Source organism: Nocardia sp. NPDC057455 (assembly GCF_042802775.1).
GTDB lineage: Bacteria > Actinomycetota > Actinomycetes > Mycobacteriales > Mycobacteriaceae > Nocardia.
On sequence record NZ_JBHVDM010000168.1, the window covers coordinates 1 to 5,864 of the forward strand.

A 5,864-nucleotide genomic window follows, 5' to 3' on the forward strand; every position below is an offset into this window, starting at 1 on the left:
GCGTCCGAGCGATCGCCGCTTGCTCCTTCGTCGCCTGCGCGGCGGCCGCTCGGACGCGAGCAGGGCCGCGAACGGCGGATGCTCGGTCTCGCTTCGCTCGGAACCGGGGTTGAGCCGGTGTGATTGTGCCCGGGGGTAGTAGCACTACCTGGGGGTTCGGTGGAGGGAAGCTGGTGACTCGGTAGCGGACGCCGAGTTGGTTCCGGCGCCTGGGTGCGGCGTGGTTACTTCGCCGAGCACGTGCTGCTTGCCTTCTTACTTCGCGCGTTGTGCCCCTTTGGGCCCTGGGCCGGGGCGCGAACGGCGCCTGCTCGTACCTGTGGTCGAGCCGGAGTTGTCGTGCGTGATGCGGCGGGCTTTTGCGGTCTCCAGGTTCAGGCGGTGCGGGCGCCGAGTGCGGTGATCAATCGGGTGACCGGGCTCTCGGCGTTGTATGCGGTGGCCAAGGCACGCAGCTGGTCCGGATCGGCCGGTTCGGTGGGGAGGACGTCGCTGCGGGACATGGCGACTTCGGCGTCACAGACCACTCGCACCACCGGTGCGGCGGCCTTCAGGTAGTCCTCGGCGGCGCGCAGCCGGGCGCGCACGCTCTGGGCCAAGTCGGCGTCCGGATCCTCCACGGCCGCGACCAGCGCTTCCAGGGAACCGTAGCGGGAGATCAGCGTGGAGGCGGATTTCTCGCCGATGCCCGCCACTCCGGGCAGGCCGTCGGAGGCGTCGCCGCGCAGCGTGGCCATGTCGGCATAGGCTGGGCCGGCGTTTCGCAGCGGCACGCCGTACTTCGCCGATACCTCGGCCGGGCCGAAGAGTTCCGCCTTGGCCAGTCCCCGTCCGGCATAGAGCACCCGCACCGGGGGCGTCGGCTCGTCTCGCACCAGCTGCAACAGGTCGCGGTCGCCGCTGACCACGATCACCTCGTCAGTGCGCTCTCGGGTGGCCAAGGTGCCCAGCACGTCGTCGGCCTCCAGGCCCTCCGCTCCGCCGGTCGCGATGCCCGCCGCGGCGAGCACCTCGAGGATCATCTCCACCTGCGGGGTGAGCGTGTCCGGAACGGTTTCGGCGCCGGGGGCGGCCTCCGGCGAGGTATCCAACCGGTGCGCCTTGTAGGACGGCACCAGCTCGACGCGATACGCCGGGCGCCAGTCCAGATCCAGGCACACCACCAGCCTGCTCGGTGCGAACTTGGTGATCAGTGACGCCACCATGTCGGTGAAACCGCGCAGCGCGTTCACCGACCGCCCATCGGGCGCGGTGATCTTGTCGGGGATGGCGTGGAACGCGCGGAACCACAGACTGGCGCCGTCCAACAACAACAGGGGCCCACCGGCAGCAGAGGTCACGGGCCGAGGCTACTCGCTCGCACCGACACCGCCCGGACGATGTTCGGCGTTCCCCCGCGCGCGTGACGGGTAACGTCGGACGAATGAGCTCGCATACGGATTCGAGGTTCGCGGCGGACGTCTACGGTGCCCGGCTGGAGCGGTCGGTGGAGCTGATGCGGGCCGCCCACCTCGACGCTTTGCTGATCACCCCCGGGCCGGATCTGCGCTATCTGATCGGCTCGGCGGCCGAGTCGTTCGAGCGGCTGACCTGCCTGGTGATCCCGGCGGATGGGGCGACGCCGTCGGTCGTGATCCCGAAACTGGAGTTGGCGTCGCTGGAGGACTCCGCGGCGGGTGAACTGGGCCTGCAAGTGCTGGACTGGGTGGACGGCACGAACCCGTACGGCCTGGTGAAGTCCGCGCTGCATGTGGGCTCGCGGGTGGCCGTGGCCGATGTGATGCCCGCGCTGCATCTGCTCCCGCTGGCGGAGTCGTTCACCGGCCTGCCGGTATCCGCCACCCCTGTGCTGCGCGAACTGCGCATGATCAAGGACCCGGCCGAGGTGGACGCCCTGCGCCGCGCGGGCGCCGCGATCGACCGGGTGCACGCCCGGATGGGGGAGTTCTTGCAGGTGGGGCGCACGGAGGCGGAGGTCGGCCGCGACATCGAGGCCGCGATCGTGGCCGAGGGGCACACCGAGGCGGCGTTCGTCATCGTCGGCAGCGGTCCGCACGGAGCGGACCCACACCACGGGGTGTCCGAACGCCGGATCGAGGCGGGGGACGTGGTGGTCGTGGACATCGGCGGCCCGGTCGAGCCCGGCTACTACTCCGACTCCACCCGTACCTACGTCCTGGGCGAACCCGATCCGGAGGTGGCCGCCCGGTACGCCGAACTGGAGCGGGCACAGGCGGCGGCGGTCGCCGCGGTCGGTCCGGGCGTCACCGCGGCCGCGGTGGACGCCGCGGCACGAAACCCGCTGACCGAAGCCGGTTTCGGGCCCGCGTTCGTGCACCGCACCGGGCACGGCATCGGCCTGTCGGTGCACGAGGAGCCCTACATCGTCGCGGGAAACGACCTCGTGCTGCGGCCAGGCATGGCATTCAGCGTCGAGCCCGGCATCTACTTCCACGGCGAGTGGGGCGCGCGCATCGAGGACATCGTGGTAGTCACCGACGAGGGCGGCGAATCGCTGAACAAGCGGCCGCACGGCCTCGCGATCCTGTGATCGACAGCTGAAGGCCGAGCCCGATGGGCTCGCCCGAGGCTCTACGCGCCGGCGCCGTTACCGTCGGCGGCCGGTGCGACGAGCGTGCTGCTGGACAGCACGCGCCGGACCTGGATGGCGATCACCACACGCGTCGGATTCTCCCGTGGCACGCGATAGCGACCGGCGTAGCGCTCGACCGCCTCGGCGACGTCGTCCGGGGCGTCGAGTACGGTGGCCGGGCCCTCCAGGGTGATCCACCGGATGCCGTCGACCTGACTGACCGCCGCGTATCCGGAGCGGCGCACGTTGCGCACCTTCACCGACCCGTCGTTGGTGATCACGCGCGCGATCCCGGCCTCCTGGTCCCAGGTGAACCCCACCGCCACGACATGGGGCGTTCCGTCCGCCCGCAGTGTCGTCAGGGTGGCGAGATGCCGTTTGGCGACGAACTCGAGGGCGGCGGGCGACAACTCAGCAGTACTCGTCGGCATCCCCCGACCGTAGCCTCCGGCACCCGTCCGCGCCGCACCAGCCCGACCAACGGAGCGATGGCCGAACACGTCCATGGCAATGACAGACTGTGGCGCATGGGAACGCGTGGAATGGCCGACGGGACCGTGCTGCTGCTCGGCGGTCGCAGCGAGATCGGGCTCGAAGTGGCGCGACGGCTGGCGCCCGGGCGCGCGGTGGTTCTGGCGGCCCGGCGCAGCGGCGAGTTGGACGCGCAGCAGGCGCTGATCATGGCGGCCGGTGCGAGCGACGTGCACACCGTCGAATTCGACGCCGACGACACGGCGAGTCACCCGGCGCTGCTGGAGAAGGTCGCCGCCGAGCACGGGCCGATCGGCATCGCGGTGCTCGCCTTCGGTGTGCTCGGCGATCAGCAGCGCGCCGAGCGGGATCCCGCGCACGCGGCGGCCATCTTGCACACCGACTTCGTCGCCCAGGCCGGTGTCCTCACCACGCTGGCGAATCTGATGCGCGCGCGCGGCGCGGGACAGCTCGTCGTGTTCAGCTCGGTCGCGGGCGTGCGTGTGCGGCGCGCCAATTACGTCTACGGATCGGCGAAAGCCGGACTCGACGGTTTCGCTTCCGGTCTCGCGGATGCCCTGCACGGCAGCGGCGTTCGCTTGCTGCTGGTCCGGCCCGGCTTCGTCATCGGGAGGATGACCGAGGGCATGTCTGCGGCGCCTTTCTCCAGCACTCCGGATCAGGTCGCCGACGCCGTGGTCGCGGGTTTGCGCCGCGGCGCGAGCCGGGTCTGGGTACCCCGGATCCTGCGACCGGTGTTCTTCGCGATGCGCCTGCTGCCGCAACCGGTCTGGCGGCGGATGCCCCGGTGAGCGCCACACCTGTGTCGTGGACCGGCGCGCCGATCGCGGTCGTCGGCATCGGCGCCGACGGCTGGGACGGTCTCGGCCGCGCCGCGCGGGAAGCGGTCGGCGACGCCGAGATCCTGTTCGGTTCCGCGCGCCAACTCGCGCTTGTGCCTGCCACCGTGGCGGCGCACCGGGTGCCGTGGCCCTCGCCCTTGCTGCCCGCGCTGCCCGGGCTGCTCGAACGGCACACCGGCGCGCGATTGTGCGTTCTGGCCAGCGGCGACCCGATGTTCTACGGAATCGGCGTCACCTTGTCCCGGCTGCTTGGTCCGCAGGCGTTGCTGGTGTTGCCCCAGCCGTCTTCCGCTTCTTTGGCCTGTGCCCGGCTGGGATGGTCGCTGGCGGAGACGCCGGTGGTCAGTGTGGTCGGGCGTCCGCTGGCGACGGTACTGCCCGAGCTGGCCGACCGCAGGCGGCTGCTGGTGCTCAGCGCCGACGAGCACACGCCGCTCGGTTTGGCACAGCTGCTGGCGCGCCACGGTTTCGGCGGTTCCGAGGTGACGGTGCTCGAGCAACTGGGCGGGTCCGCCGAACGGCGTCGCACCGGAATCGCGAAGCAGTGGGAACATCCGCCGGGCGACCCGTTGAACATCGTGGCGGTCACCTGCGCGGCCGACTCGGACCAGCCGCGTGCCACGCGCCTGCCCGGTCTGCCGGACGAATTGTTCGGCGGTGACGGGCAGCTCACCAAACATGAGGTCCGTGCGCTGACGCTCGCGGCGCTGGCACCGGCCCCTGGCGAACTACTGTGGGATGTGGGCGGAGGGTCGGGCAGTATCGCCATCGAATGGTGCCGGGCGGATCCGGGCAACCGGGCCGTCGCGTTCGAACGGCTCGAGCGCAGGCGCCGCCAGATCACCGGCAACGCGGAAGCTCTGGGCGTGCCTCGCATCGTGGTGCGCGGTGAGGTGTGCGCCGAACTTGCCGCGGACAGCGAAATCGTCGCGCCCGACGCGATTTTCGTCGGCGGCGGCCTGACCCAGGATGGCGTGCTCGAGACATGCTGGGCGCAGTTGCGTCAGGGCGGCAGGCTCGTCGCGAACGCGGTGACCGCCGAATCGGAATCGCTGCTGCTCAGCTGGTCGAGCGCCCAAGGGGGCGCATTGCGAAAGTTCCAGATCTATCGCGGGGAGCCTTTGGGGTCCTTCACCGCTTGGCGTCCGCAGCTTCCCGTGACCCAGTGGTCGGTGGTGAAAACCGCGCCCACGTTCCCCGCGGAGGGGTGAACACGTTATCGGTCACGCGGTAGGGTCGGGGCCGAGTTCCGGTCATGACCGGAAATCCGATTCCTATTGGGGAGATAGATGAGATACAAGAAGTTCGCCGCTACCGCATTGCTGGCCGTCGCCGCCACCGGAGTCACCGCCGGTACCTCCTACGCGGCTCCCACGCCGCCGGCGGCGCAGGACCAGTCCGCGGCCGCGCCCACCGTCACGGGTACGGACCAGGGCGTCGGCTACGCGCTGCAGCTCGCCGACGCGGGTAAGTCGGTCGTCACCAGCGTGACCGGCGGCGCGTTCAGCGTCGACACCGACAACAGCTCGGTCACCCTGAAGAACTCCGCGGGCGAGACCGTCACCAGCATTCCGCTCACCGCGACGGCCAAGGGGCAAGAGGTCCGGATCGCGGCGGCCGTCGCCGACGAGGGCAGGCAGCTGACGCTGACGCCGCAGGTCGCGCCGACCGCGAACGCGCCGGTCGCCGCCGAGTTCATCGGCGCGCAGGATTGGTTCTTCGCCGAGTTGCAGCGCGCCTCGCTCGGCGCTCTGGTCGGCGGCCTGATCGGCGCCGCCATCGGCATCGTCTTCTTCGGTGTCGGCATCCTGCCGGGCGCGGTGCTCGGCGCGCTGATCGGTCTGGCCGTCGCGGGCGGGCCCTCGCTGCTGAACGCGGGTATCGCCTACTTCAGCGGCCAGCCCTGAGAGTCCTGATTCTGGGCGGCACCCGGGAAG

At 70.8% G+C, this 5,864-nt stretch carries 6 protein-coding genes; 4 read left to right on the forward strand and 2 right to left on the reverse strand.

Annotated features, from left to right (window positions below):
- Positions 1–374: 374 nt before the first annotated feature.
- Positions 375–1,340: a 5'-3' exonuclease H3TH domain-containing protein gene (locus ACFU5M_RS33855; RefSeq protein WP_379055596.1), complete on the reverse strand. Its 966-nt coding sequence runs from the start codon at positions 1,338–1,340 to the stop codon at positions 375–377.
- A gap of 83 nt (positions 1,341–1,423) precedes the next feature.
- Between ACFU5M_RS33855 and ACFU5M_RS33860 the strand changes: the two genes are divergently transcribed.
- A complete protein-coding gene (locus ACFU5M_RS33860; RefSeq protein ID WP_379055598.1) occupies positions 1,424–2,551 on the forward strand; it encodes a M24 family metallopeptidase in 1,128 nt (375 codons plus the stop codon).
- Positions 2,552–2,592: 41 nt separating this feature from the next.
- On the opposite strand, the gene ACFU5M_RS33865 is transcribed toward ACFU5M_RS33860, so the two are convergent.
- Positions 2,593–3,024 carry a PPOX class F420-dependent oxidoreductase gene (locus ACFU5M_RS33865; protein ID WP_379055600.1) on the reverse strand — a complete coding sequence of 144 codons (432 nt, stop codon included), beginning with the start codon at positions 3,022–3,024 and terminating at the stop codon, positions 2,593–2,595.
- A gap of 96 nt (positions 3,025–3,120) precedes the next feature.
- On the opposite strand from ACFU5M_RS33865, the gene ACFU5M_RS33870 reads away from it, so the two are divergent.
- From ACFU5M_RS33870 to ACFU5M_RS33880, 3 genes are all read left to right on the forward strand, one after another.
- Positions 3,121–3,876 (forward strand): SDR family NAD(P)-dependent oxidoreductase, encoded by a 756-nt coding sequence (locus tag ACFU5M_RS33870; RefSeq protein ID WP_379055602.1) that lies wholly within the window; start codon positions 3,121–3,123, stop codon positions 3,874–3,876.
- Positions 3,873–5,138, forward strand: coding sequence for a precorrin-6y C5,15-methyltransferase (decarboxylating) subunit CbiE (gene cbiE / locus ACFU5M_RS33875; protein WP_379055604.1), 1,266 nt, complete (start codon positions 3,873–3,875; stop codon positions 5,136–5,138). Before ACFU5M_RS33870 ends, cbiE begins: the two co-directional genes overlap by 4 nt.
- A gap of 78 nt (positions 5,139–5,216) precedes the next feature.
- On the forward strand, positions 5,217–5,834 hold the full coding sequence (locus ACFU5M_RS33880; RefSeq protein WP_379055606.1) for a hypothetical protein: 618 nt from the start codon (positions 5,217–5,219) through the stop codon (positions 5,832–5,834).
- Positions 5,835–5,864: the final 30 nt, after the last annotated feature.

What these genes read in the sequence shown, in the direction of transcription:
- ACFU5M_RS33870 (WP_379055602.1), top strand. Translation starts at nt 3,121, where the DNA reads ATGGGAACGCGTGGAATGGCCGACGGGACCGTGCTGCTGCTCGGCGGT.
- ACFU5M_RS33880 (WP_379055606.1), top strand. Translation starts at nt 5,217, where the DNA reads ATGAGATACAAGAAGTTCGCCGCTACCGCATTGCTGGCCGTCGCCGCC.
- ACFU5M_RS33860 (WP_379055598.1), top strand. Translation starts at nt 1,424, where the DNA reads ATGAGCTCGCATACGGATTCGAGGTTCGCGGCGGACGTCTACGGTGCC.
- ACFU5M_RS33865 (WP_379055600.1), bottom strand. Translation starts at nt 3,024, where the DNA reads ATGCCGACGAGTACTGCTGAGTTGTCGCCCGCCGCCCTCGAGTTCGTC.